This window comes from Helicobacter sp. NHP22-001, from assembly GCF_030270165.1.
Lineage (GTDB): Bacteria > Campylobacterota > Campylobacteria > Campylobacterales > Helicobacteraceae > Helicobacter > Helicobacter gastrofelis.
In genome coordinates, this window is the sequence record NZ_BSWS01000001.1 from 339,600 (window position 1) to 359,591 (window position 19,992).

The following is a 19,992-nucleotide window of genomic DNA, read 5'->3' on the forward strand; positions in this document are numbered from 1 at the left end:
TAAGCAGCACTATGTTAGAAACTTCACACACCGATGATGACTTGATTTTGATGGAAAGGGTGGTGCTCTCCGCCCTATTAGACAGCCAACAATTTGAGGACTTTTCTAGTCAGCTTAAAAGTGAGGACTTTTCTAGCCCCGCCCATGGCAAGCTCTTTGAGTATTGCAGTCAGCTACACGCCGAGCAAAAGCCCATAAGTGCCATGTTTTTAGAGAAAAAGGCACAGGGCAATCCACAAGTCCTAGACGCTTTGGCTTTGGTGATGCAAACAAATCCCCTAGCGGATTTAAGAAGCTATATCCACGCCATCAAAGAGGCTTCCACAAAACGGCATTTAATGCGCCTAGCCCTGCAAATCCGTGAGCTGTGCCAACAAGACCGCCCCACCGCAGACATCCTAGACAGCATTGAGCGCAAGGTTTATCAAATCTCTTTGGACAATGTAGAAACGGGCTTTAAGGACATGGCTAAGGTATTGAAAGACACCTTGAAAATGATTGCGGAGGCGAAAGCTAGGGGCAATGAAAAACTCATAGGGCTAGACACGGGGTTTTTAAAGCTCAATGAACTCACGGGGGGTTTTTCGCCCGGTGATTTAATCATCATTGGGGCACGCCCGAGCATGGGAAAGACTAGCCTAGTGCTCAACTTTGCCAAAACCACCTTAAACCACAACCAAGGCGTGGCAATTTTTAGCATAGAGATGGGGGCAGAGCAACTCATGATGCGCATGCTCTCTTGTTACACGAATTTACACCTACACAACATCAAAAATGGCAATTTAAGCGAAGATGAGTGGGAGAGGCTCACCAAACACACACAACAAATCTACGATAAACCGCTTTACATAGATGATGCCGGGCTGTTAAACATCCGCCAAGCCCGCTCTAAGTTGCGTAAACTCAAGCACGAACACCCCGAAATTGCCCTAGCGATCATTGACTATTTGCAGCTCATGAGGGGCGATGGGGAGGACAGCCGCCACGAGCAAATCGCCAAAATCAGCCGGGAGCTAAAGATTTTGGCTAGAGAGCTTAATATCCCCATCATTGCTCTGTCACAGCTCAACCGCTTACTAGAGAGCAGAGAGGACAAACGCCCGATTTTGTCGGATTTAAAAGAAAGTGGAGCGATCGAGCAAGACGCCGATCAAGTCTTGTTTCTTTACCGCGATGCGGTGTATAAGCACAGAGAACACAATGACAGAGTAGCGAAGTTGCGCAAGGAAGGCAAGGTGGAGGAGGCAAAGAATTTAGAGAAAAAATTTAATGCATTGCAAGACAGTCTGCGCTACGAAAAGGAGCAAGCCGAAATAATTTTAGCCAAAAACCGCAATGGGGGGACTGGCACGGTGAAAGTCCATTTTGACAAGATTTACACTCGCTTTAGCGACATCCCCAAAGAGGGAGAAGAGCCACAGGGTGATCAAACGCCCACAAACATCAACATGGGCGATGGCATGCCAAGCAACTTTAACATGCCAAACCCCATAGATGGTGGATGGGGCGATGATTGCCCCTTCTAATAACCCCATCCCCCTTCTGCAAAGCCCAAAAGAAAAGATTTTTGCCTTGCTGTTGTTGCTCAGTTTATGCGCCCTCTCTTTTGGTGTGAAGCACCAACAATACAAAGTCTTTTTAAGCAAGAAACCCCTAGAGTTGCACGCTCAAGTGTTGTTACAATATCCTAAAAATGGCCATTTTGTGTTGAAACTACAAGACACGCACAACAACCACTTTTACATCACGAGTGAAGAGGACATCAAGGACTTAACCCACCACTTCGTGCGCGCGTGGGGCAAAATGGGGCGGTGTTCCTTTTGGCAGTTTCTTAAAAATTGCTATTTTCACACCTTGAAACTCTCCCTAGAAAACAAAAGCGACCCCACCGCCCCCTGGCGCGCCTTCATCAACAAACAGCACCAAAACCTGCTCATGGCTAACTTTTATAGGACTTTATTTTTAGCCGACCCTTTGGACCAACGCTTAAGGCAGGTGGTCGTGGGTTTTGGGGTAAGCCCCTTAATTGCCATCAGCGGGTTTCATTTAGGCTTGCTGAGCGCGTTTTTCTTTTACCTACTAAGCCCGCCTTATAAATTTTTGCAACAACGCTATTTCCCCTACAGAAACCGCTATTTTGATCTAATGGCCGTGGTGTTAATGGCTCTCTTTGGGTATTTAATCTTACTGCACTTCCAACCCGCTTTTTTAAGGGCATATGTCATGGCACTCTTGGGCTTTGTCTTGGTCTATGGAGGGTTGGAGCTTGTGAGCTTTTGGCTCTTGGGCTTAAGCGCGCTTCTTTGCCTTGCCTTATTCCCTAATTTGGTGCGCTCCGCCGGATTTTGGCTGTCTGTGGGCGGGGTGTTTTATATCTTTCTCTTTATCAAGCACATGCCTAAAATGCCCGCATGGCTCTACGCCCTGCTCTTTAATGCCGGCATTTTTATTTTAATGTTGCCCTTAGTGCATTTTTTCTTTGCCCCCTTTGGGGCTACGCAACTTGGCATCATTTTGCTCTCTTTCGTGTTCGTGGTGTTTTTCCCCTCGGTTTTGATCTTGCACGCCCTGCATTTAGGTGGATTATTAGACCCCTACTTGCTCTCTTTGGTGCGCTTGCCCTTGCATTTAAAAAGTTTTTTCACCCCCGCTTGGTTTTTATGCGCCTATGTGGGCTTGTCGCTTTTAGCTATGCGTTTCTTTTGGGCGTGGGTGGGGGTGGGCGTAGTGGGGGTGGGCTTTTTGCTCTATCTGTTGATTTTGTAATTTTATGTTAGAATAGGGGCTTTTAAAGAGGTTTTAATGTTAGAAAAGCTCAAGCTTTTAGGCTATTTGGTGGCGATCGAGCACACCATATTTTCAGGTATGTTTATTTTAATCGCCCTTGTGGTGGCGGGCTTGCAGGCGCATTTGGGCTTTGTTGAGGGCGTGCAGACTTTGTTTCTATGCGCTTTGGCCTTGCTCTTTGCGCGCAACTTTGCCATGGGCTTTAACCGCTTAGCCGATCGCAAATTCGACATTAAAAACGAGCGCACCAAGAACCGCCCGAGCGTGGATGGGCGCATTTCGCTCACCACCTTGCGGGTGTTTTGTGTGGCTAATGCTTTAGGCTTTGTGGGTGTGAGCTATGCCATCAATGCCCTTGCCTTTAAACTCTCCCTGCCCTTTTTGGCGATTTTAGCGGGCTATTCTTACATGAAACGCTTTAGCTATTTGGCGCATTTAGTGCTGGGCGTGTGCTTGGGATTGGCGCCCATTGCGGGCGTGGTGGCGGTGCTGGGCACAATTCCGCTTTGGAGCTTGTGGCTGGCTTTGGGGGTGGCGTTTTGGGTGGCGGGTTTTGACTTGCTCTACTCCCTGCAAGACATGGAGTTTGACAAACAAGAGGGGCTTTACTCGGTGCCCGCAATCTTTGGCGCACAAACCACGCTGTGGGTGTCTAGGGCGTGCCACATTTTAGCCGTGCTCTTTTGGGCTCTCTTTGCTAAAAGCGCGCACTTAGGGGGCGTGGCTTGGCTAGGTGTGGGGGTGTGCCTTATGATTTTGATTTACGAGCAGTGGCTAGTGCTCAAAGACTTTAGGAATATCCCCAAGGCGTTTTTTGTGACGAATGGGTATTTGGGGGTGGTGTTTTTGGGTTTTATTGTCGTGGATAGGGGCTTGGCTTGGATTTAGAGGCGTGCAAGCGCGCTTGCGTGGCATTTGGCTTTTACACCCGCCTTGTAGCGGTGGCTTTGCCTTTAGAATTTGCCCCTTTAAAGCCCGAACATGAAAGCGAGTATTTGCAACTAGGCCAAAGCGAGGGGGGCTTTAGTGCCCCGTGGGAGGTTTTTTATGGCAAAGATCGCGAGGACATCATTTTTAAAGCCCTAAGCGAGATTTACCAAAAATTAGAGCGCATTGAGCGGTATTTGCACGAGCAGGATAGGGTCTACTTGCCCTTGGAGGGGGTGGGGGTGATTGGCGTGCTAGGGCATGGGATTTTGGGCGTTAAGAGCGGGGGGTTAAAAGAGGGGGAGCTGTATTACATGCGCACAAAACTACCCAAAACCCCCTATAAAAGGCTGGGCTTTGTGGCTAGGGCATTTACGCCCATGCTACTAAGTGTGGAGCGCATGCACGCGAGCGACATTAAAGAGTGGGATAGCCACATCGCCCAAAGCGAATTAGAAAGTTTAAATGAAAGAAAGGCTATGCATGGACTTGAGCTTTAATGAAGTTCTGTGGATTGCGGGGGGAGGGGTGGTTTTGGTGTTTGTGTGTTTGGTCACCTACAGCCACTTGAAAGACAAAGAGTTTGCGAGCAAAACCAAGCAACTCGAAAAAGCCCTAGATACCATCAACCAAGAGATTTACAAAATCCGCAAGTGGATACAAGAAAACGAAATGCAAGCCGAGTTCAACGCCTCCAACATCAGCACCAATGTTAAAAACGAGGTCAACACGAACTTAAACACGAACCTAACTAATCTCTACAACCATTTGCAAGAAATCCAAGACACCATGCACAAGGATAGGGACTATTTGGAGGAAAAAATCATCGTGCTGGAGAATAAATTTAAAGAGCTCGGGCACTTCACCCCGGGCAGCGATGACATTGACGAAAAGCGGGTCATTCAGCTTTTTCAAGATGGGCATAGCATCGACTCCATCGCCAAAGAATTGCGCATCAGCAAGGGGCAGATTGAGTTTGTATTGAAATTGGCGGATTTGCAATAGTGGCACAGAGCAACACCCTTTCAAAACTCTTTGGCAAGTTTTCTAGGTGCGCCTTCATCCCCCCCGTTCAATGGCTCATCAATTCTATTTATGTCCGCCTTTTTAACATCGATTTAGGTGGCTTTGCCCCCCTTAAAAGCTACCCCACTTTAAACGCCCTTTTTACAAGGGCTTTAGCCACCCCCCGCCCCATTGACGCTAACCCCAATGTCCTCATCGCCCCTTGCGACAGCACCATCAGCACTTGCGGGGCGGTGCAAGACAATTTAGCCCTACAGATTAAGGGCATGAGCTATCGGGTTAATGAACTACTGGGCAAGGGAGAGCAATTAGAAAACTACAGCTATTGCAACTTCTATTTATCGCCCAAAGATTACCACCGCTTCCACGCCCCTTGTGATTTAGAAATTACAGAGGTGCGCCACTTTTGCGGAGAGCTTTTGCCCGTAAATACCCCCGCCTTAAAGAAACACCAAAAGCTCTTCATCCGCAACGAACGGGTGGTGGTGGTGGCTAAAGACTCTAGGGGGCAGGTTTTATACTTCGTGGCGGTGGGCGCACTCAATGTGGGGCAGATTGTATTAAATTTTGACATGCACATCCACACCAACGCCAAAATACACAAGAAGCCCCAAATCTACACCTACAACCCCCCCATTGCGCTTAAAAAGGGCGCAGAATTGGGGCGTTTTGAAATGGGCTCTACGATTGTGCTCTTTGTGCCTCATGTGGCGTTAAACGCAAGTATGGGGCAAAAGGTGCTCTTCTCCACGCCCATAGGCGCACTGCATGGGTAGTGCCCAAATCAAGCAACTTTTAAAGGATTTAGACGCGCTCTTGGTGGTGCATTTTTACCAAAAGGGTAGCGTGGCTAAATGGGCGAAGGCCGCCCTAGATAAAATGATGGAGCTGTCATGAAAGATTTACAGATACAAGCGTTTTTAAAGGATTGCTTGGCGGAGGACTTGGGCGCAGGGGATTTGTTCGCCCGCCTAGTGGAGGCTAAAGAGGTGCAAGCGGTGGTGCTCTCTAAAGATCGCGGGGTGTTCTCAGGGCAAGTTTACGCCACTGAGTTGCTAGAGATGTTTGGGTTAAAATATGCGTGGAAAATCCAAGACAAAGAGAGTTTCAGCCCCAAACAAATTTTATTAGAAGTCTTTGGGGATTGGCGGCAACTCTTGCAGATTGAGCGGGTGCTCTTAAACATTTTGCAACACAGCAGTGGGATCGCCACCAAGACAGCAAGCTTTGTGCGCCTCATTCAAGGCTTACCCATCAGCCTATTAGACACGCGCAAAACCCGCCCGCTTTTAAGGGTGTTTGAAAAGTATTCTGTGCGTAACGGGGGGGCAAAAAACCACCGCATAGGGCTAGATGACGCTTTAATGGTGAAAGACACGCATTTAGCCCACATCGGGGATTTACACGCCTTCATCGCCAAAGCCCGCCAAGAAATCCCATGGACGGCTAAGATCGAGATTGAGGCAAGCACCGTTGCCATGGCGTGTGATGCCATGCAGGCGGGGGCGGACATTGTCATGTGCGACAACATGGACATTGAGAGCATTAAAGAGGTCGTAGCCGAGCGCAATAAAAATTACCCCCTAGTGCTCTTGGAGGCAAGCGGAAACATCACTGAAGAAAGCGTGCAAGCCTACGCTAAAAGTGGAGTGGATGCCATTAGCAGCGGCGCACTCATCCACCAAGCGGTGTGGGTGGATTTTAGCTTTAAAATTTAGTGGATTTAGAAACAAGCTTTTTAAACACCCTCGCGCAAAGCGGGGTGGTGTGGGGGCTGGGCGATGACGCGGTGTTGTTAGATACCTCTAAAGCCCTTTACATGCTTGACATGTTTAGCGAGGGGGTGCATTTTAAACGGGGGTGGTTAAGTTACACCCAAATCGGGTATAAAGCCATGTGTGTGAATATCTCGGATGCCATTGCCATGGCAGCTTGCCCTAAATACGCTTTGCTGGGCGTGCAACTTGCTAGGGGGTGCAAGTTAGCCGAGATGAGGCAACTAGTCGCAGGGATAGCTCGGGCGTGCAAAGAGTTTAAGATTAAAATTGTGGGCGGGGACACCACGCTGGGGGCGCATTTGAGCCTAAGCGTTACTTTAATCGCTAAGAGCACTAAGCCTTTAGAGCGCATTAAAATACGCCCTAGGGATTTATTGGTGCATACGGGCACACTTGGGCAAAGCGATAAGGACTTAAGGGCTCTTTTAAGGGGGGGCAGGGTGTCGCCTAAATCCAAATTTGCCCGCCCTAGACTACAAAACCTCTTGCCCTTCATTTTAAGCGTGCGCCCCTTCGTGCATGCCGGGCTTGACATTTCAGACGGGCTTTTAGCCGAGTGCAACCGCTTATCCAAGCTCAATAAATTGGCGTGCAAACTTGACACACCACACAACAAAGCCTATTTGAGCGGAGAGGAGTATGAACTGCTCTTAAGCGTGCCCCCTAGGCACAAGCTGACCTTAATGAGACGCGCTAAGCAACACCGCGTGCGGCTAAACTTTGTGGGGGTAGTGGCTTATGGGCTTTCACATTACCGCCCTAAGATTTGGCACGCCTAAGGGCTTGCAAGACCACCACGCCCACCAAGCACGCCCCAAGCCCCACGAAGTACGCCACGGGCACTAAGAGTTTCAGCTCTAGCAAGCCAAATAACCCCCCTAAAAACACCCCGTAGGCAAGGATTTTTAGCCAGCCTAATGAGATTTGCAGCCCCAAACCAAAGGCAAAGAACTTAGAAGGCATGGACTCTTTGGTGCTTTGTAGTTTGTTTTTCAGTTGTTGATAGCCGGTAAGTAAAATCAATAAGAAGCTTAAAAACGCCCCTTCAAAGCTTAGCACCCCTAGCGCACCAAAGAAGCAAAACACCCCCCCGGCACACAGCGCATTAAAGCCCAGTAAGAGCAAGGCGCACAGATAAGAACACATCAGGCTAGGGGTTTGTATTTGGGGTCGTTTGCCAGCTCGTCTAGCTCTTTTTTAGCTTGTTTGTAGGCTTTGTAGACATTTAAAATCGCAGCCCCCACGCCCCAAGCCACGCCTAGCCAAAAGAGCCACGCAATACCCGTTAATTTCACCAAGCCATAGCCCGCCCCAATACCAAGCAAGAGGGCGACAACGATAGAAATGCCTAGACTCAAGGCGTTCGCCCCCTCCACCACGGGTTTAAATTTGGGTTTAGACTCCGTGTTGGAGCTCATAAAAACTCGCTTGCGCCTTGCCTAAGCAGGCTTCAATGATGGGTGCGTCCATCGGGCTACAGATGAAGCTTGTTTCAAAGGCGGAGGCGGGCAGATACACGCCCTTTTGTAGCATTTTTTGGTGAAACTGCGCATAAAGGGCAGTGTTAGACTGCTTAGCATCTTCAAAGTTTGACACTTGCTTTTGGCTAAAGAAAAATCCAAACATACTCCCCCTAACGCAGGTTTGCAAAGCAAAACCACAAGCGTGTGCCGCTTGTCTTAGCCCTTCGCAAAACTGATTAGCTAGCTTCTCTAGGCGTTCATACAGCTTGGGCTGTCGTTTGATTTTCTCCAACGCCACAATACCTGCTGCCACCGCTACGGGATTGCCGCTTAAAGTCCCGGCTTGATACACCCCACCCACAGGGGCGAGCAAGTCCATGATGTCTTGCCGTCCGCCAAAGCAGGCTAGGGGTAGTCCGCCCCCAATGACCTTGCCAAAAGTTACCAAGTCGGGGACTAAATGGTGCAAGCCCTGCGAACCACTGGCACTCGCCCTAAAGCCGCTCATCACCTCATCAAAGATCAACACCGCCCCCCTCTCTTTGCAAAGCTCTTGCAAGCCTTGTAAAAACTCGAGCGTAGCGGGCACAAGCCCCATATTGCCCGCAATGGGCTCAATGATCACACAGCCCACATTGCCCGCCTCAAAGCACGCCCTAACCGAGTCTAAATCGTTGTAGCGGGCGACTAGGGTGTGTTTGCTAAAGTCGTGGGGCACGCCTAAAGATGAAGGGTTGCCAAAGGTAGCGCATCCACTGCCTGCGCTCACCAGCAAGCTGTCGCTGTGCCCGTGGTAACAGCCCTCAAACTTTAAAATGTCGTCCTTACCGCTAAATGCCCTTGCGAGGCGGATCGCGCTCATCGTGGCTTCTGTGCCGCTGCTAACTAAGCGCACCTTCTCCACGCCCTCATAGCCCACCACAATCTTTTTTGCCAAAGTGGTTTCTAGCTCAGTGGGCGCACCAAAGCTTAAGCCCTTTTGCAGCGTATTAATGACTTGCTCTTCAATTTCAGGGTCGGCATGCCCAAAGAGCAGGGGCCCCCAACTCTGCACGAAATCCACATAGGTGTTGCCATCCACATCAAAGAGGGAGAACCCTCGCCCCTTAAAGATAAAGGGGGGCACGCCCCCGACACTCTTAAACGCCCGCACGGGGGAGTTCACCCCTCCCACAATCACCTGTTTGGCTTCGTTAAAATCGTTGATGCTGTGCAAGAGCGGGTGCTCCAACTCTTTTTTCGTCATTGTTGCCTATTCTTTAACGGGGGCTTTAAAGCTGATTTCTACTTGCGACCAAGTGAGTTTTTCATGCTGTGCACTGCATTTTTTAGCAAGTTCTTTAAACTCGTTGCTCAAACCAAATTCTAAAATGTCGAGCACGCCCGTAGCGACCAATTCTTTGTTTTCAATTTTATAGCTCATGGGCACTTTCACGCTTTTGCCATTCATGCGCACACTAGCTAAAATCGTGCCTTGTTTGTCGCCCTCCACCACATTTCTAAAAATAACTTTGAGGGTTTTGTCTTTAAAGAGATCAAAAAACGCTTCTTTGACATTTTTAGTTTTGGTTGCATCGTGCAGATCCAACTGATCGGCATTGATGGTTGCGCTCGCCTTATCTAGGGTTTTGGCGATGCTGGAGGTGTCCTTACCAAATTTATAAACCACATGGTCAAAAGTCCCCTTCACGCCCGCCTTGTGCGCCGTTTTAAACGCCGTAAACTCCATGCTCGCCTTGCTCGTGTCTAGGCTCGCCGCGTGCATTAAACCATAAGCCAAAAACATGCCGATTGCTAATCTTTTCATTGCTTCTCCTTAAAATTTAGACCCACCCATGATAGCATGAAAACAAGATTTTTTAAGGGCTTTTAGGCTGTCTTGACGCACAGCCCCCTCAAAGTGGCGTAAAAATACGCAAAAACAAACACACCCCCTAGAAATAAGAGGTTCTGCGTTAAAATTGTGTATATGGAAATACAGAGCACGAGCGTTTTTAAAGTTGCCCTTTTGGAGGGGGAAACTTGGGTGTTAGAGGTTTTTGAAAAAATCAGGTTTGTGTGTGCAGTCTTTAAAGTTGCCACAGCGCACCGCTTAAAATCCCCCAAGCCATTTACAATCAACTTGAGATTTTTAAGACATTGCCCCCAACTGCCCCCAAGGGGCGCATGCCCCTAAGTGCTAGAGCGGTAAGAGGGTTAGTCCTTTTATGAGTCTCTCTTGGGGCGAGAACTTAAGTTTGCTAATCCGCTTTGGGGCGTGCGTAGCCTTCCACTTTTACACACTTAGAACCCAAGAGCCACCAAAACCAAGGCCACATCTCTTTTTTGACCGTAACATTGATCAACTCGCCTTCCTTCGCCCCCGCTGCTTCAGCAAAACGATTTGCTTGATTTTGGGCTTGTTGCAAGGCTTGTTGCTTCAAGTCATCCGCCTTACCATAGGGCCAAGTGAAATTATTACAAGCATACCCAAGCACAGGATTGACATGCCCTGTCATGGGCTGATTTGGGTTGATGCTCGCAATCTTAGTGGTGCAACCCACAAGCAAGAGAGCGGCTATCGCCCCCCCCCCCCCCCATTTCACAAACAAAGAACGGCTACGCATAAAAAACTCCTTACAAGAAAAATAGACCCCTAGATCGGCTAAAAATGGTGTTTTTAAAGTAAATTTCTATTTAGCAGAAATATAAATTTCTGTGTAAAAACGCCAAAACGCCAAATATTTGCTTATCTTGCCGATCGCAGTTGTTTATATTTTGCTAAACTCTTAAAATCAATGCTTAAGAAGGAAAATTATGCCAAGTGCAAGTCTTTATGTAAAAAACCGCATCCGAGGCAAGATTTCTTTACATGAAAGGGGACAAGGGCGTTGGCGCATACACTTTGAAGCTAAAGATGTCGTGGTGCAAGCCAAATGCATGCATTCGGAGGTGGAGAGTTGCAAAATTGATGATGACATCACCATTATTTTAAAAGTTCTAGAAGTGCTGATCCCAAACTTCACACAGCGACTGATCCTAGATCCTATGGCGTTCACGGGGCGGATTTTAACCATGAAGCGCGATCCCAAAGAGGAACGCATGGTGCGTGTGGAGGTGGCGGTGAGCGATTGCGGTGTGGATTTTATCTTGGATCAGGGGCACATCGACCTATACCGCCTTAACGATGGTAAAGAGCTCGTGCTCTTTTGTAAACCCGAGCATGTAACGCTTTACTAGCCCCCTAAGCTCCCAAGGAGGCTAGCGAAGTCTAAAACGACTTTTTCATGTCAATGACATGGCGAAATTGGGCATTAGAGTGGGTGAGATCGTAATACACTCTGTCAATATCTTTGCCTGTAACCAGCTCAATTTCGGGGTAAATGTTGTGCAAAACAGAAAAGTCTAGCATTTCTTGGGTTTCTTTAATCCCTCCAATGAGTGAGCCATAGACTTTTTTATTGGCATGCCACACAAAGTTAGAGGCGCTGAGGGTGATGGGTTTGTCTCTTGGAGGCAAGCCCACAATGGCAAATTCACCCCCATAGGCGAGCACATTTAAATAATCTGCCATGTTGTAGGGGGTGGGGATGGTGGAGATGATGAGATCTAAATTTGCCCCCTTTGCGTCTTTGACATCGCTGTAATAGTGTTTTGCGCCCATTTTTAACGCCATTTCTTTTTTAGCCTCGCTACGCCCGATCACGCTCACTTCAGCCCCCATTGCCAAGGCGTATTTCAAGCCCATATGCCCCAGCCCGCCAAAGCCGGCAATGCCCACCTTAGAACCCTCTTTGACCTTAGAGAATTTTAAAGGCGAGTAGGTGGTGATGCCCGCACAGAGCAGGGGGGCGACTTTTTCTAGGGGCGCATCGTGGGGGACACGGATGATGTAGTCTTCATCCACCACAATACAATTAGAATACCCTCCCATGTGGGGCTCGTCATTGTGAAAATAGTCCTTGCAATCGTAGGTGAACACCGCTTTTTTGCAAAATTGTTCGTGGTGATCACTGCAAGGGACGCACTCTTTACAAGAATTGACAAAACAACCCACACCCACTTTATCCCCCACTTTAAATTTGCGTGCCTGTGCGCCCACTTCCTTAACCACACCCGCAATTTCATGACCGGGGATCATAGGGTAGATGCCGTCATGCCACTCGCTGTAGGCAGAGTGGATGTCGCTGTGGCAAATCCCGCAGTAATGAATATCAATCAACACATCTTTTTCACCCACAGCGTGGCGGGTGAAGTGGTGTTCGGCAAATTTGCCCTCTTTAGAATGGATTGCAAAACCTTTAGCTTCAATGCGTGCAGACATGAGAATCCTTTGTGTTAGAATGAGCCCTTATTGTAGCAAAATAAAAGACAATGGGGATTTTGCTTAAACAAAGCTTTCTTTTAGAAAAAAGCACTATAATGGAAAATTTGCAACAAATGATAAGGAACGCCATGACAATTGTACGACTTACCCGCACTGGACGCAAGAAAAAGCCCTTTTACCGCATTGTGGTTACAGACTCACGCAAACGCCGCGATGGGGGTTGGATCGAATCCATTGGGTATTACAACCCCTTGACCAACCCCAAAGTGGTGCAAATCGACCATGCAAGGCTAGATTATTGGAAAGGCGTGGGGGCGAAAATGAGCGAGAGGGTGGAAAAACTCTCTAAACAACAAGCCTAAGCTTGGGGAGGGGGTGCACATGCCAGAGCCACAAGACGATTTAGAAAACCTTGTGGAGGAGAGCCACCCCCAAGAATCCCCCCAAATAGACACAGAGCAAGCCCCAACAAACCCTAAAGAAGCCCCCAACCCCCAAGAAAACCAAGGTTACCCCATTGAGATTTTTGTCGCCGAGTATTGTAAAAAGATTGTAACCTACCCGCAGGTCTTGCAGGTTCAGGTGCGCCTCATCGAGCCGGGGGTTAAGGAGGTTTGTATCCACGCCAATCCGCTGGACATGGGGCGGGTGATCGGCAAGGATGGCAAAATGGTGAGCGCGCTCAAAGCCTTTATCTCTGGAGTCAAGGCAAAGGATGGCTTTAGCTATAAAATCGTGGTCGTGGCAGCTAAAAACCCCTATGTGCTCTAATCTCTTGGTTGTGGGGCTGCTTGGGAGGGCTGTGGGCTTAAAGGGCGGGCTCAAACTCAATCTACAAAGTAATTGTTTGGAGTGTTTAACTTTAGGGGCAAGTGTGCAGGTCTCTAGCCCCCTAAAGCCCTCCCAAACTTACCAAATCCACGCCTACGAGCCTAAAACCTCTTTGCTGTTCTTAGAGGGGGTGAGCACAAGAGAACAAGCGCAAGAGCTTACAGGCAGTACCCTTAAAATGAGTGAGGAAGAGACGCTAAGGCTTTGCAAGTTGCAAGAGGGGGAGTTTTTGGCGTTTCAATTGGTGGGGCTAGAAGTGGTGGAGGAGGGCGATGTCTTGGGTGTGGTTTTGGGGGTGGAGAGTCTAGCAGGGGTGGATTATTTGCAGGTGCAAGCCCCCACTAAAAAATTTTTAATCCCCTACATCCCCCGCTATATTGTGGGCACAGACTTAAAGGCTAGGCGTATCCACACTAAAGATGCTTTAGGGCTGTTAGAGGAGAGTTAATGCGCTTTAGCATCCTTAGCCTGTTCCCTAACTTACTCTCTTTTTACTTTGAGGACTCCATTTTAAAGCGCGCGCTAGCGCAGGGCATTTTTAGCCTTAATTTGGTGGACATGCGCCCCTTTTCGCCCCATAAATTCAAACGGGCGGACTTCCCCTTAGTGGGCGGGGGGGCGGGGCAAATTTTAGACCCCTACATGGTGGAAAACGCCCTAGAGAGCCTAGAAAAGGGACATGTGATTTTCTTAAGCCCTGTGGGCAAGCCCTACACGCAACAAGACGCACAAAGGCTTGCCACCCACCAACACCTAATCCTCATCTGCGGCCGTTACGATGGCTTTGATGAGCGCTTGATAGAAACCCACGCCGATGAGGTCTTTAGCGTGGGGGATTTCGTGCTCACAGGCGGGGAGTTGCCCGCCTTGTGTGTGTGCGATAGCGTGGCGCGGCTTTTAAAGGGGACTTTAGGCAACGCCCACTCGCTAGAGAAAGAGAGTTTTAGCCAAAATCTCTTAGAAGCCCCCAACTTTGCCAACACCTATAACCTAGCCAAAAAGCCCAGCTGTACGCAACTGCCGACTATTTCAGCGTATTCAAAGGGTAACCATGCCAAAATAGGGGGGATTATGCACGATTTATCTATCCAAAGGACTAAGTATTTTCGTCCCCCCCTTTATTGCTTAGATAGGTCTTTGCAGAAGTTCTGCCAAAACAACAAGAAAGGTTCATCCAAATGAAAAACCGCTATTTGCAATCCTTTGAGGACGCTCAAATCAAGGCACAACCCCCCCACTTTAAAGCCGGCGACACTCTGCGTCTTGGCATCCGTATCCAAGAGGGCGATAAAATGCGTACCCAAAACTTTGAGGGCGTTTGCATCGCCTTAAGGGGTAATGGGGTCGGCAAGACCTTTTGCGTCCGTAAAATCGGTGCGAACGGCGTGGGCGTGGAGCGGATTTTTCCTCTTTACTCGGCAAGTTTAGTGAGCATTGAGGTTTTAAGGGTGGGGCGGGTGCGCCGCGCCAAACTCTACTACTTGCGCCACAAAAAGGGCAAAGCTGCGCGCATTAGGGAAGTGCGTAAGCCAGCTTAAAACTCCCCGTTTTTAGTCTTTTAGCTTGCAGATTTTGGGGGCTCGCCCCTCCCCTCTTTAAAACTTTTTCTTACCCGTGTCTTCTAAAATATCGCTAGCGATGTGTTCGATCTCTTGGCTGATGCCTAAACAATTTTGGGCGATTTTTAAGTTATGTGTCAAGCTCGCATCAAATTGCCCCATAGATTTATTGATGTCTAGCACTGCGGAGGCTTGCGCTTTAATGGCTGTCGAGTTGTCGGCAATGCTTTGAAGCAATACGTTGATATTGCTTTCAATCTCACTCAAAGACTTTTGGGTGCGCTCGGCGAGTTTTCTCACTTCATCAGCCACGACTGCAAAGCCTCGTCCATGCTCACCTGCTCTAGCGGCTTCAATGGCGGCGTTTAGAGCTAATAAGTTCGTTTGATCGGCAATATCTCTAATGATTTCCACAATACTTTTAATGTCTTGGCTTTGGGCGATCATCTCATCGCTCTTTGCGCTCACATCGGTGATGTTTTGCGTGATTCCCTCAATGTTCTGTGTGGCTTGTTTGATTTCGGCAGATTGTTTAGTCGAGCTAGAAGAGAGTTTTTCCATGCTCTCTTTTAAATCTAGGGCTTTGGTGTTGAGCTGGTTGGCAAAAGCTAGAGAGGTGTTTAACATATCGATGATCTCGGAACCTAGTTGATTGACGGACATTTCAATCTCACCCTTTGCATTTTCAATTTGGGGGGTAAAATCCAAATTTTGGTAGGCATGCACCACTGATAAAATTTTATTCAAATCCGAGCCCACTTTTTTCTCTAAGTTTTCAACCATAGAGTGCATTACCTTGATGAGTTCGGAGAGTTTGGGGGTGTTTGCCTTGCTTTGCGCTTCTTTAGCGACAATGATGCCCTTTTGCATATCTAGGGCTAATTCTGTGGTTTCCACAACGGCGGCATTGTCATTATGGAAAACCTGTTGGATTTTGGTGATGTTGGAGCTAATGGAGTTTAGCATCCAGCCGAGTTCATCGTTTTGGCTGGAGTGATAAACCTTCAATTCAACATCTTCTTCGTGGTTTAAGAGTCTAAAAAAACTGGTGAGCGTGTTCATCACTCTATGGATACGCGCCACGATTTGCAAACGGATGTAAAAAACCATCACAACGATGGCTACGATGAGAGATATAAGCCCAATGGCAAGGATGGCAAGCTGCACATGGCGTACATGGCTATAAACCTTCTTTTTTGTAATGGCAGAGCCCACCACCCAATTGTAGTCCATGAGCTGCCCGTAGGGTCTAAAGACATGCAAAGATAAAATAATATCTTCGTGCAAAACATCGGAGTAAAAGGAGGTGATAAGACTCTGGCCCGGTTGCCCGTTTCTTCTAAAATCCACGACAACCCGCGCCTCTTTGGCTTGCATGATTTTTGTGAAGGACTGCCCTTGCAATTTGTGGTTGCGGTTGATGGCAAAAATACGATCTCTTGAACCCACTAAAAATCCATTTTCCCCTATATTTTGGGGGAAGTAGCGTCCTTGGATGTAATCAAAGCTCACAAAGACAGCGACAACAGCCCTTAACTGGCGGTGCTGATCAAAAATAGGAGCAGCCATGGTGAAACCAAAGTATGTAGCCCCACCAGATAAGGTTGTCATCTCGCTACTTGTGCGGTTTAGGGCTTGTGTTTGGATCACTTTGGCGACAAGGGGGGATTTAAGAACATTGATGCCATTTCTTTCTATGAACAAGTCATGGTTGTGTTGTTGGGACACCTCGTAACTGAATAAGGGTTTGCCGTCTTTAACCAACACCAAATATGCGCCCCGCACAAACTCGTTATGGGTGCATAGCTTGCGGATATTGTCTATGATCTCTGCCCCATTGGAGTTTCTAATGAAGGTGTAGCCATCCCCTGAAAAATAGTCGGCGTAGTCGCTCAAGGATTCTCTCACATTTTTGAGTTCTAGGGAAATGTTGATCGCTTGGCTGATAGCCCGCACTTTCACCGTGTCGTTCGCACCTCTAACTAGAACGCGGGTGATTTCCTTGATGTAATACGCCCCCAAAGTCAAGAACGATAAAACTAAGATAGAAGAAATGGCTAAGGCTGTTTTAGCACCTAGTTTGAGGTTTTTAAGAAACGACATAAATGTCCTCCGCTATTGGGTATAGATTAAACATGGGGTGCTGGCATGCTTTCAATATAGATACTTTGTGAGGGGAAAGCAAAACTCAAGCCACACTCTTCCACCACTCCCATGATTTTAAAAATCACATCCTCTTTAGTGGCAAGCCACTCCTCCCAAGCAATGCTTTTAGAAAAGCAATAGATGAAAATATTAATAGAACTATCTCCAAAACTATCCACATACACAAATAAATCCGCCTTGTAACCCATTAAATCATTGACAGAAACAATATTTTGGCGGTCCATGAGGTATTCGTGGTGCTCGCTGAGTTGTTGTTTGGAGATCTTGTCTAAATCGTCGCCTTTGGCAATGCGGGGGTGTTCTAAGAGCATGTTTCTAATCCCCAAAACGCATTTTTGTAGGGCTTCTTGCGAAGAACTATAAGTAACCCCCACGATCATTTTAATGCGTCGCCCCATTTTACGGCGACTCCAGTTGCGCACAAATTTGCCAGCCAATTCGGAGTTAGGCACAAAGAAAAGGGCATTGTCAAACCCTCTAATTGTGGTGCGTCTAAGCCCCATTTCCACAACCGTACCCTCCACATCGCCACACACAATCCAGTCGCCTTGGTTAAAAGAATTGTCTAAGAGCAAAATCACAGAGGCAAAGAAATTAGCCAACATGTCTTTAACCGCCAAAGCCACCGCTAATCCGCCGATACCAAGAGAAGCGATGATCGTAGAGATATTAAAGCCTAGTTGTTTGAGCACTCCCAAAATCGTGAGGACAAAGATAAAGAAGTAGGCGATCTTTAAGATCAAGTTGACGACTTCTTTACGAAAACCATTTTTGCGCGAGGCTAGAGTGGCTAAAATCGCCGCCCCATAGGCTTTAAATAGAGCGATCACCAACCATGCAACAAGCAGGATATACACCACGCCCAAATACATATCAAAGCGTGCAGGGGCAGGGTGGGGGTAGTAGAGAATGTCTATAGAGATGTCAAAGCTGTAGATGAATAAAAAAGTGGAGATGGGGGCTAGAATGCTGTTGCGGATTTTTTCTTGGATGTTGATGTTGGCATTCTTACGGGTAAAGCGCACACAATAATCAAGGGCTTTGACAAAGAGGGCTGTTACAAGCTGGCGCAAAGCGAGCAAGAACGCCAAGAGCCCTAAAGAGAGCAAGATTTTAGCATTTTGTAAGCCGTTCATGTCGGGGAAAATGTGGTTAATCGCCCCGGCGATGCGCTCTAATACCCATTGCATGTTGATGTTAAAAATAACGCTCTTGGCAAGGACATCTTTAGGGTGTTGTTGGATGTAGCGCAACACATCGATGTAGGTTTGTAACTTGATTTTATACTGCTCTAGGGCACTTTGCAGTTCGTGCTTTTTGATGTCTTCCAAGCGATCCGGAACAGCGTAGGTTTTGGCTGCATAAGTTTCTAGCTTGATTAAATAAGAGGCGCTGATAGACTTAATGTCTTTCTCTTGGCTAAAAAAGTCGGTGGAGGTGCGGATTTTTTTTAAAAAGCCATACATGTCCGCTTCAACTTCTAGGTTTTTGAGTTGGAGCGTGTCTGTAAAGTAAGTGTAAATGTCGTTGCTTTTACTGCTTTTTAAAAGTGCCTTTTGTAAAGCGTGCTGTTGTTTTTCGTTTTCTTCAATATTGATGCCAATCCGCTCCCGTGTGTTTAAAAGTTGCAATGCAAAAGTGTGCATCAACTCGTTTCTTTGGTCGCTGTATAAAGAAACTTCCGTGTGCTTGCTGGGGTCTTTTTGGTAGCGGGTGATGACTTGGTTGAGCTGGTTGATTTGCTTTAATAAAAGGTGCAAATCCACTAAATCTAAGTCCCCGCCTTCGTGGGTTTCAGCCCGCCCAAACCCCACAAAAACCACTAAAAAAAGCAAAGCGATAAAACGCATGTTCACTCCAAAACACATTGTTTAAAAGCGTCCCCTCTGTGCTTGTAAGAGGCGAATTGATCTAAGCTTGCCGCACTGGGAGAGAGCATGCCGATGTCGCCCTGCTTTAAATTTTTCTTGATCTCTTGCACCGCCACTTCGATTTTGCGGCATAAGTGGGCGGGGATGTTGTGTTCCTCAGCCATTTGCATGATCGCAGGCGCGCTCACGCCTATGGCATAAACCTCCGCTTGTAGGTTTGAAAGCGCTTCAAACAAAGGTTTTAAATCCACGCCCTTTGTGTCCCCACCTAAAATCAAGTGTATGTAGTTGTCTTGAAAACGCTCTAAGGCTTTTAGGGTTGCGTCTACATTGGTCGCCTTGCTGTCATCCACCCAAGTATTGCCACCTTTATCTGTAAAAATCTCGATGCGGTGGGGTTGGATCGCATAGCTATTTAGCAAGTCGTAATCGGCAACACCCGTGTGTAATTTTGCGGCACTCAAAGCCAAGAGGGCATCGAGCAAAAAGGGTTCTTTAAAGCGCAACTTCGAAGCGTCTAGCCCCATTTTTTGCGCCAAATCTTTGGAGTTTTCATAAAAAATGCTCTCTGTCTTTGTGGCGTGCACGAGGGGGTGGTCTTTGAGTGGAGCGTGCAAAAAGGCGTGGGTGTGTGCGCCCATTAGGCTCAAGGGTTTTAACTTTGCCGCCACATAGTTTTCATAATTGCCATGCCAACTCAAGTGGTCTTGGGCTAGGGGGAGGAGAACATAGGTTTGTGGGCTCAAGTGGTTGGTGTAGTGCAGAGTGAAAGAACTGGTTTCAAGCACCCAGGTGTAAGGGGGTTTTAGCTCTAAACTTTTAGTGTAGAGCTGGATTAAAGGCGTGCCGATATTGCCCCCCACTTGGGCATTTTTGAGCAAGAGCCCTAACATTTTTGTGGTCGTGGTCTTGCCATTGGTCCCGCTGATAAAAATCGTGGTCGGCAGGGGGTCTTTGCGGTTACTCTCCCAAAGCCGTTTAATGTAGTCGTATTCGCTACAAAGGTGCTTGCTAGCCACCACGAGGGGGTGGTTAAAAGGAATGCCCGGGCTCACGAGCTCTAAATTAGAAGTGTAAGGGTTAAACATTTTAGAGGGCAGCCACTTTTGCTGGTTGGTGTCTAGCGAGGGGGTCAGCACATGATCATCATAAATGCAATAGGGGATGTTCTTGCGGTGCAAATAGGCGGCAAAAGCTCTATTTGTTTGTCCATATCCAAGCAAAGAGATCATTAAAAGCCTTCGAAATAAAGTCAATCAATAAAGGCTAGGATAGCAC

At 47.7% G+C, this 19,992-nt stretch carries 24 protein-coding genes; 15 read left to right on the forward strand and 9 right to left on the reverse strand.

Annotated elements, in window-relative coordinates:
• The first annotated feature begins 11 nt into the window (after positions 1 to 11).
• Genes dnaB through QSJ47_RS01805 form a run of 9 tightly spaced genes read left to right on the forward strand, consistent with a single transcriptional unit; the run spans position 12 to position 7,297 of the window.
• Positions 12 to 1,526 carry a replicative DNA helicase gene (dnaB, locus tag QSJ47_RS01765; RefSeq protein WP_221272016.1) on the forward strand — a complete coding sequence of 505 codons (1,515 nt, stop codon included), beginning with the start codon at positions 12 to 14 and terminating at the stop codon, positions 1,524 to 1,526.
• Positions 1,510 to 2,766, forward strand: a complete 1,257-nt coding sequence (locus tag QSJ47_RS01770) for a ComEC/Rec2 family competence protein (protein ID WP_285602226.1) — start codon at positions 1,510 to 1,512, stop codon at positions 2,764 to 2,766. The genes dnaB and QSJ47_RS01770 overlap by 17 nt, the downstream gene beginning before the upstream one ends.
• Positions 2,767 to 2,802: 36 nt before the next feature.
• Positions 2,803 to 3,675, forward strand: a complete 873-nt coding sequence (gene mqnP, locus QSJ47_RS01775; RefSeq protein ID WP_221272018.1) for a menaquinone biosynthesis prenyltransferase MqnP — start codon at positions 2,803 to 2,805, stop codon at positions 3,673 to 3,675.
• Positions 3,666 to 4,214, forward strand: coding sequence for a hypothetical protein (locus QSJ47_RS01780; protein ID WP_285602227.1), 549 nt, complete (start codon positions 3,666 to 3,668; stop codon positions 4,212 to 4,214). The genes mqnP and QSJ47_RS01780 overlap by 10 nt, the downstream gene beginning before the upstream one ends.
• Positions 4,198 to 4,719 carry a helix-turn-helix domain-containing protein gene (locus QSJ47_RS01785; protein ID WP_285602228.1) on the forward strand — a complete coding sequence of 174 codons (522 nt, stop codon included), beginning with the start codon at positions 4,198 to 4,200 and terminating at the stop codon, positions 4,717 to 4,719. Before QSJ47_RS01780 ends, QSJ47_RS01785 begins: the two co-directional genes overlap by 17 nt.
• Positions 4,719 to 5,516 (forward strand): phosphatidylserine decarboxylase, encoded by a 798-nt coding sequence (locus QSJ47_RS01790; RefSeq protein ID WP_285602229.1) that lies wholly within the window; start codon positions 4,719 to 4,721, stop codon positions 5,514 to 5,516. Before QSJ47_RS01785 ends, QSJ47_RS01790 begins: the two co-directional genes overlap by 1 nt.
• On the forward strand, positions 5,509 to 5,637 hold the full coding sequence (locus QSJ47_RS01795; protein WP_260321611.1) for a hypothetical protein: 129 nt from the start codon (positions 5,509 to 5,511) through the stop codon (positions 5,635 to 5,637). Before QSJ47_RS01790 ends, QSJ47_RS01795 begins: the two co-directional genes overlap by 8 nt.
• A complete protein-coding gene (gene nadC / locus QSJ47_RS01800) occupies positions 5,634 to 6,458 on the forward strand; it encodes a carboxylating nicotinate-nucleotide diphosphorylase (RefSeq protein WP_285602230.1) in 825 nt (274 codons plus the stop codon). Before QSJ47_RS01795 ends, nadC begins: the two co-directional genes overlap by 4 nt.
• Positions 6,458 to 7,297 (forward strand): thiamine-phosphate kinase, encoded by an 840-nt coding sequence (locus QSJ47_RS01805; protein WP_285602231.1) that lies wholly within the window; start codon positions 6,458 to 6,460, stop codon positions 7,295 to 7,297. The genes nadC and QSJ47_RS01805 overlap by 1 nt, the downstream gene beginning before the upstream one ends.
• Here the strand turns inward: QSJ47_RS01805 and QSJ47_RS01810 are convergent.
• The 5 genes from QSJ47_RS01810 to QSJ47_RS01830 form a co-directional block, all read right to left on the reverse strand.
• On the reverse strand, positions 7,278 to 7,664 hold the full coding sequence (locus QSJ47_RS01810) for a hypothetical protein (protein WP_285602232.1): 387 nt from the start codon (positions 7,662 to 7,664) through the stop codon (positions 7,278 to 7,280). The genes QSJ47_RS01805 and QSJ47_RS01810 overlap by 20 nt on opposite strands.
• The gene (locus QSJ47_RS01815) at positions 7,664 to 7,936 is read right to left on the reverse strand and encodes an AtpZ/AtpI family protein (protein ID WP_285602233.1); all 273 of its coding nucleotides are present in this window, start codon (positions 7,934 to 7,936) and stop codon (positions 7,664 to 7,666) included. Before QSJ47_RS01815 ends, QSJ47_RS01810 begins: the two co-directional genes overlap by 1 nt.
• Positions 7,914 to 9,227, reverse strand: coding sequence for a glutamate-1-semialdehyde 2,1-aminomutase (gene hemL / locus QSJ47_RS01820; protein WP_221272026.1), 1,314 nt, complete (start codon positions 9,225 to 9,227; stop codon positions 7,914 to 7,916). Before hemL ends, QSJ47_RS01815 begins: the two co-directional genes overlap by 23 nt.
• 6 nt (positions 9,228 to 9,233) lie before the next feature.
• On the reverse strand, positions 9,234 to 9,788 hold the full coding sequence (locus tag QSJ47_RS01825; protein WP_053829318.1) for a YceI family protein: 555 nt from the start codon (positions 9,786 to 9,788) through the stop codon (positions 9,234 to 9,236).
• A 433-nt stretch (positions 9,789 to 10,221) separates the two neighbouring features.
• Positions 10,222 to 10,587, reverse strand: coding sequence for a hypothetical protein (locus QSJ47_RS01830; protein ID WP_285602234.1), 366 nt, complete (start codon positions 10,585 to 10,587; stop codon positions 10,222 to 10,224).
• Positions 10,588 to 10,777: 190 nt separating this feature from the next.
• Between QSJ47_RS01830 and QSJ47_RS01835 the strand changes: the two genes are divergently transcribed.
• Entirely contained in the window at positions 10,778 to 11,200 is a 423-nt protein-coding gene (locus tag QSJ47_RS01835) for a hypothetical protein (RefSeq protein ID WP_221272027.1), read from the forward strand.
• A gap of 31 nt (positions 11,201 to 11,231) precedes the next feature.
• Here the strand turns inward: QSJ47_RS01835 and QSJ47_RS01840 are convergent, their stop codons facing one another.
• Positions 11,232 to 12,284, reverse strand: a complete 1,053-nt coding sequence (locus QSJ47_RS01840) for an NAD(P)-dependent alcohol dehydrogenase (protein ID WP_285602235.1) — start codon at positions 12,282 to 12,284, stop codon at positions 11,232 to 11,234.
• Between the two features lie 131 nt (positions 12,285 to 12,415).
• On the opposite strand from QSJ47_RS01840, the gene rpsP reads away from it, so the two are divergent.
• The 5 genes from rpsP to rplS are packed head-to-tail and all read left to right on the forward strand — an operon-like array spanning position 12,416 to position 14,656.
• Positions 12,416 to 12,649, forward strand: a complete 234-nt coding sequence (rpsP, locus tag QSJ47_RS01845) for a 30S ribosomal protein S16 (protein ID WP_285602236.1) — start codon at positions 12,416 to 12,418, stop codon at positions 12,647 to 12,649.
• Between the two features lie 19 nt (positions 12,650 to 12,668).
• Complete coding sequence (locus QSJ47_RS01850) at positions 12,669 to 13,058, forward strand: KH domain-containing protein (protein WP_221272030.1); 390 nt, start codon at positions 12,669 to 12,671, stop codon at positions 13,056 to 13,058.
• On the forward strand, positions 13,048 to 13,566 hold the full coding sequence (gene rimM / locus QSJ47_RS01855; RefSeq protein WP_221272533.1) for a ribosome maturation factor RimM: 519 nt from the start codon (positions 13,048 to 13,050) through the stop codon (positions 13,564 to 13,566). The genes QSJ47_RS01850 and rimM overlap by 11 nt, the downstream gene beginning before the upstream one ends.
• Entirely contained in the window at positions 13,566 to 14,300 is a 735-nt protein-coding gene (gene trmD / locus QSJ47_RS01860) for a tRNA (guanosine(37)-N1)-methyltransferase TrmD (protein ID WP_285602237.1), read from the forward strand. The genes rimM and trmD overlap by 1 nt, the downstream gene beginning before the upstream one ends.
• Positions 14,297 to 14,656: a 50S ribosomal protein L19 gene (rplS, locus tag QSJ47_RS01865; protein WP_221272032.1), complete on the forward strand. Its 360-nt coding sequence runs from the start codon at positions 14,297 to 14,299 to the stop codon at positions 14,654 to 14,656. Before trmD ends, rplS begins: the two co-directional genes overlap by 4 nt.
• A gap of 57 nt (positions 14,657 to 14,713) precedes the next feature.
• Here rplS and QSJ47_RS08255 read toward each other — a convergent pair whose 3' ends face one another.
• From QSJ47_RS08255 to murD, 3 genes are all read right to left on the reverse strand, one after another.
• Positions 14,714 to 15,124, reverse strand: a complete 411-nt coding sequence (locus tag QSJ47_RS08255; protein WP_502875105.1) for a methyl-accepting chemotaxis protein — start codon at positions 15,122 to 15,124, stop codon at positions 14,714 to 14,716.
• A 1,682-nt stretch (positions 15,125 to 16,806) separates the two neighbouring features.
• On the reverse strand, positions 16,807 to 18,693 hold the full coding sequence (locus tag QSJ47_RS01875; protein ID WP_285602239.1) for a mechanosensitive ion channel family protein: 1,887 nt from the start codon (positions 18,691 to 18,693) through the stop codon (positions 16,807 to 16,809).
• Positions 18,694 to 18,695: 2 nt separating this feature from the next.
• Positions 18,696 to 19,946 (reverse strand): UDP-N-acetylmuramoyl-L-alanine--D-glutamate ligase, encoded by a 1,251-nt coding sequence (gene murD, locus QSJ47_RS01880; RefSeq protein ID WP_221272034.1) that lies wholly within the window; start codon positions 19,944 to 19,946, stop codon positions 18,696 to 18,698.
• Positions 19,947 to 19,992: the final 46 nt, after the last annotated feature.

What these genes read in the sequence shown, in the direction of transcription:
- QSJ47_RS01840 (WP_285602235.1), bottom strand. Translation starts at nt 12,284, where the DNA reads ATGTCTGCACGCATTGAAGCTAAAGGTTTTGCAATCCATTCTAAAGAG.
- trmD (WP_285602237.1), top strand. Translation starts at nt 13,566, where the DNA reads ATGCGCTTTAGCATCCTTAGCCTGTTCCCTAACTTACTCTCTTTTTAC.
- mqnP (WP_221272018.1), top strand. Translation starts at nt 2,803, where the DNA reads ATGTTAGAAAAGCTCAAGCTTTTAGGCTATTTGGTGGCGATCGAGCAC.
- QSJ47_RS01785 (WP_285602228.1), top strand. Translation starts at nt 4,198, where the DNA reads ATGGACTTGAGCTTTAATGAAGTTCTGTGGATTGCGGGGGGAGGGGTG.
- hemL (WP_221272026.1), bottom strand. Translation starts at nt 9,227, where the DNA reads ATGACGAAAAAAGAGTTGGAGCACCCGCTCTTGCACAGCATCAACGAT.
- rimM (WP_221272533.1), top strand. Translation starts at nt 13,048, where the DNA reads ATGTGCTCTAATCTCTTGGTTGTGGGGCTGCTTGGGAGGGCTGTGGGC.
- QSJ47_RS01850 (WP_221272030.1), top strand. Translation starts at nt 12,669, where the DNA reads ATGCCAGAGCCACAAGACGATTTAGAAAACCTTGTGGAGGAGAGCCAC.
- QSJ47_RS01795 (WP_260321611.1), top strand. Translation starts at nt 5,509, where the DNA reads ATGGGTAGTGCCCAAATCAAGCAACTTTTAAAGGATTTAGACGCGCTC.
- rpsP (WP_285602236.1), top strand. Translation starts at nt 12,416, where the DNA reads ATGACAATTGTACGACTTACCCGCACTGGACGCAAGAAAAAGCCCTTT.
- QSJ47_RS01830 (WP_285602234.1), bottom strand. Translation starts at nt 10,587, where the DNA reads ATGCGTAGCCGTTCTTTGTTTGTGAAATGGGGGGGGGGGGGGGCGATA.
- QSJ47_RS01770 (WP_285602226.1), top strand. Translation starts at nt 1,510, where the DNA reads ATGATTGCCCCTTCTAATAACCCCATCCCCCTTCTGCAAAGCCCAAAA.
- nadC (WP_285602230.1), top strand. Translation starts at nt 5,634, where the DNA reads ATGAAAGATTTACAGATACAAGCGTTTTTAAAGGATTGCTTGGCGGAG.
- QSJ47_RS08255 (WP_502875105.1), bottom strand. Translation starts at nt 15,124, where the DNA reads ATGATCGCCCAAAGCCAAGACATTAAAAGTATTGTGGAAATCATTAGA.
- rplS (WP_221272032.1), top strand. Translation starts at nt 14,297, where the DNA reads ATGAAAAACCGCTATTTGCAATCCTTTGAGGACGCTCAAATCAAGGCA.
- QSJ47_RS01835 (WP_221272027.1), top strand. Translation starts at nt 10,778, where the DNA reads ATGCCAAGTGCAAGTCTTTATGTAAAAAACCGCATCCGAGGCAAGATT.
- QSJ47_RS01825 (WP_053829318.1), bottom strand. Translation starts at nt 9,788, where the DNA reads ATGAAAAGATTAGCAATCGGCATGTTTTTGGCTTATGGTTTAATGCAC.
- murD (WP_221272034.1), bottom strand. Translation starts at nt 19,946, where the DNA reads ATGATCTCTTTGCTTGGATATGGACAAACAAATAGAGCTTTTGCCGCC.
- QSJ47_RS01810 (WP_285602232.1), bottom strand. Translation starts at nt 7,664, where the DNA reads ATGTGTTCTTATCTGTGCGCCTTGCTCTTACTGGGCTTTAATGCGCTG.
- QSJ47_RS01875 (WP_285602239.1), bottom strand. Translation starts at nt 18,693, where the DNA reads ATGCGTTTTATCGCTTTGCTTTTTTTAGTGGTTTTTGTGGGGTTTGGG.
- dnaB (WP_221272016.1), top strand. Translation starts at nt 12, where the DNA reads ATGTTAGAAACTTCACACACCGATGATGACTTGATTTTGATGGAAAGG.
- QSJ47_RS01815 (WP_285602233.1), bottom strand. Translation starts at nt 7,936, where the DNA reads ATGAGCTCCAACACGGAGTCTAAACCCAAATTTAAACCCGTGGTGGAG.